This window comes from Actinocorallia lasiicapitis (assembly GCF_054778695.1).
This window is the reverse complement of record NZ_BAAGZI010000501.1, coordinates 1-3622: the sequence shown is the minus strand read 5'-3', so window position 1 is coordinate 3622 and position 3622 is coordinate 1. Positions and strand designations below refer to the sequence as shown.

Below are 3622 nucleotides of genomic sequence, written 5' to 3'. Positions count from 1 at the left end.
CGCGCAGGGGCCGCCCGCCGATCAGGGCGCTCCCGCTCAGGGACCGTCGGCCCGTCAGGCGGATGACGCTTGGGGCGCGCCCGCTCAGGCATCACCGACCACCCAGGCCGGTGGCGGTCAGGGACCGGCGGCCCGTCAGGCAGATGACGCCTGGGGCGCGCCCGTCCAGGCATCACCGACCGCTCAGGCGCCGTCGGCCCGTCAGACGGGCGATCAAGGCGCGCCCGGTCAGGGAGCGTCGGCCCGTCCGGCGGACGACGCTTGGGGTGCGCCTGCTCAGAACGCCGCGGCTCAGGCGGGCGGCGGTTGGGGCGGGCCCGCGCAGGGCGCGGGCTCCTCGGGGTCGGGGGCTGTCGGGGCTTCGGTCGATATCGGGGTGGTCCGGCAGATGTGGGGGCAGATCCTCGAGGCGGTGCAGCGGAAGAGCCGGGTGGCCTGGATGTCGCTGATGGAGGCGGCGGTGCCCGCGTCCGTCGAGGGGAACCTGCTGACGTTGACCTTCGAGACGGTCAGCAAGCATCGCAACTTCACGATGGGCAAGCGCGAAGGCGTCCTGTCGGAGGTGCTGAAGGAACTGCTGGGAGTGGACTGGCGGGTCGACGCGGTCGTGGGGAATGCGCCCGCGCCGCAGGTCAGGACGGCCCCCGCGCAGCCGGCGCCGACGACCTGGGAGCCCGCCGCGCCCGCACCGCGCCCGACGCCCGCCGCGCCCGTCCCGCTGCTGGTGACGGCGGCCACCGCCGAAGCGCTCAAGGGCCAGGCCGGGAAGCTCCGCGATCTCCTCGCCGCCCGCCCCGATCTGGAGCCTCTGGACGTCGCGTTCTCGCTCGGCACCCTGCGGGCGAAGCTGGAGCACCGGGCGATCGTCGTCGCCGACGACCGTGCCGAGGCGCTCGCCGGGCTCACCGCACTCGCCGACGGGCTCCCCGCACGCGGCGTCACCACGGGATCCGCCTCCTCCGGCAAGCTGGCCTTCCTCTTCTCCGGCCAGGGCAGCCAGCGCCTCGGCATGGGCCGCGAACTCTACGACGCGTTCCCGGTCTTCGCGGAGGCTTTCGACGCGGTCTGCGCTGAGCTGGACACCCACCTCGGTGGCCCTCCACACAAGACCGCCCACGGTGAAGAGGGCCTCCCTGACCGGTCGGTCGACGCCGATGCGGAAGGTCTGCCGGATCGGGTGGCCGAGGCTGGCGTCGGTTTGGTGGGTCGCCCGCTGCGCGAGGTGATCTGGGGGGATGCGGAGGCGCTGAACCAGACCGTTTACACGCAGACCGGGCTGTTCGCGTTCGAGGTCGCCCTGTTCCGGCTGCTGGAGTCGTGGGGGATTCGTCCCGATTTCCTGGCGGGGCATTCGATCGGAGAGATCGGCGCGGCGCACGTCGCCGGGGTGCTCTCCCTGGCCGACGCCGCCCGTCTCGTCGAGGCCAGGGGCCGTCTGATGCAGGCGCTCCCCGAGGGCGGCGCGATGATCGCGGTCGAGGCGACCGAGGACGAGGTGCACCCGCTGCTCACCGGGGAAGCGGGGATCGCCGCGGTGAACGGACCGCGTGCGGTGGTGGTGTCCGGAGCGGCCGCCGCCGTCGAGAAGATCGTGGAAGTGTTCGCCGGGCAAGGCCGCAAGACGACCCGGCTGCGGGTGTCGCACGCCTTCCACTCGCCGCTGATGGAACCGATGCTCGCCGAGTTCCGGCAGGTGGTCGAAGAGCTGAAGTTCGCGCCGCCGTCCCTTCCGATCATGTCGACGGTGACCGGTGGAACCGCCGACGTGGCGTTGCCCGGCTATTGGGTGCGGCATGTCCGCGAGGCGGTCCGGTTCGCCGACGGAATCCGCGCCCTGGAGGCGGCCGGGGCCACCCGGTTCCTGGAGATCGGTCCCGACGGGGTGCTCACCGGCCTGGCCGCCCAGACGGCCGAGTCCGAGCGGACCGTGCTGACGGCGTCCCTGCGCAAGGACCGTCCCGAAGCCCGCACCCTGCTGACGGCCGTCGCCGAACTCCACGTGAACGGCGTCAAACTGGCCTGGGAGCGGCTGCTCGCGGACGGCCGCAGGGCCGATCTGCCGACCTACGCGTTCCAACGGGAACGGTTCTGGATCGAGTCGTCCTACGGCACGGGCGGCGACACCGCCGGGCTGGACGCGGTGACCCATCCGCTGCTGGGCGCGTCGATGGCACTGCCCGCCACCGGCGGAGCCGTCTTCACCGGCAGGCTCTCGGTCGCCGACCAGCCGTGGCTCGCCGACCACGCCGTCGGCGGCACGCTGATCTTCCCGGGGACCGGGTTCGTGGAGCTCGCGGTCCGCGCCGGCGACGAACTCGGCCTGTCCCGGGTGGACGAGCTCACCCTGGAAGCGCCGCTGGTCCTGCCCGAGCGGTCGGCGGTCCCGATCCGGGTGACGGTCGGCGGCGACGACGGCACCGGCCGTCGCACGGTCAGTGTGCACTCCCGCACCGGCACGGTCTGGACCCGGCACGCCGAAGGGCTCCTCGCCACCGCCGCCGCTCCACCGCCCGCGCTCACCCAGTGGCCGCCGGACGGCGCGGAGCCGATCAGCCTCGACGGCCTTTACACCGATCTCGCCGAAGGCGGCCTGGAGTACGGTCCGGTGTTCCGGGGCCTGCGCGCCGCCTGGGCGGCAGGCGACCGGGTGCACGCCGAGGTGGCGCTGCCCGCCGGCACCGACGTCACCGGTTTCGGCCTGCACCCGGCCCTCCTGGACGCCGCCCTCCACGCGATCGCCCTGACCTCCGGCAGCGACCAGGCGGCCCTCCCGTTCGCCTGGTCGGGCGTGGAACTCCACGCGACCGGCGCGAACACCCTCCGTCTGACGATCTCCCCGGCCGCCGACGGCGGGGTCGCCCTCGAGGCGGCGGATTCCTCCGGGCATCCGGTGGTTTCCGTCGGCTCGCTCGCCCTACGGCCCCTCCCCGCCGACGCGCTCACCGCCCCCGCCCGCGACGACCTGTTCCAGGTGGACTGGACCCCGGTCCCGGTCGTCCCCGCCGACGTCGAGGCGGTGGAGTGGAGGGAGATCCCGGCGGACGGACCGGTCCGGGGCCTGGTGCTGCTGCGTCCCGCCGACGTGTTCGAAGCACTCGATGTGATCCGGCCGTGGCTGGCCGACGAGCGGTTCGCCGACGCGACCCTCGTGGTGGCGACGTCAGGGGCGATGGGGCTGCCGGGCGAGGACGTCGCCGACCTGGCGGGCGCCGCCGTGTGGGGGCTGGTGCGCAGCGCCCAGTCGGAGGATCCGGGCCGGATCGTCCTCGCCGACCTCGACGAGCCTTCCGCCCTGCCCGCCGCGGTCGCCGCGGGTGAGTCCCAGATCGTGGTCCGTGGCGGAACCGTCTACGTTCCACGGTTGGCCCGCGTCACCGAAACCCCTGCCGACCAGGGATTCTCTTCCGACGGCCCGGTTCTGGTCACCGGCGGGCTGGGCGCGTTGGGCGGCCTGGTCGCCCGCCATCTCGTCACCGTCCACGGCGTGCGGGAGCTGCTGTTGACGGGCCGTCGCGGGCTGGACACGCCCGGCGCGTCGGAGCTGGTGGCCGAGCTGGCCGGGTTGGGCGCGCAGGTCGAGGTGGCGGCGTGTGACGTCGCCGACCGAGACGCGGTCGCCGGG

General features: G+C 74.0%; 1 protein-coding gene and 2 pseudogenes. All 3 read left to right on the top strand.

The window, feature by feature from the left end; translation table 11 throughout:
- Positions 1-388 precede the first annotated feature (388 nt).
- Positions 389-2437, top strand: a pseudogene (locus ACYVE7_RS31035) (acyltransferase domain-containing protein); the annotation flags it as partial.
- A pseudogene (locus ACYVE7_RS31030) lies at positions 2438-2932 on the top strand (polyketide synthase dehydratase domain-containing protein); the annotation flags it as partial.
- A 39-nt stretch (positions 2933-2971) separates the two neighbouring features.
- Positions 2972-3622 (top strand): SpnB-like Rossmann fold domain-containing protein (locus ACYVE7_RS31025; RefSeq protein ID WP_460369742.1); only part of this gene is annotated, 651 nt, incomplete at its 3' end.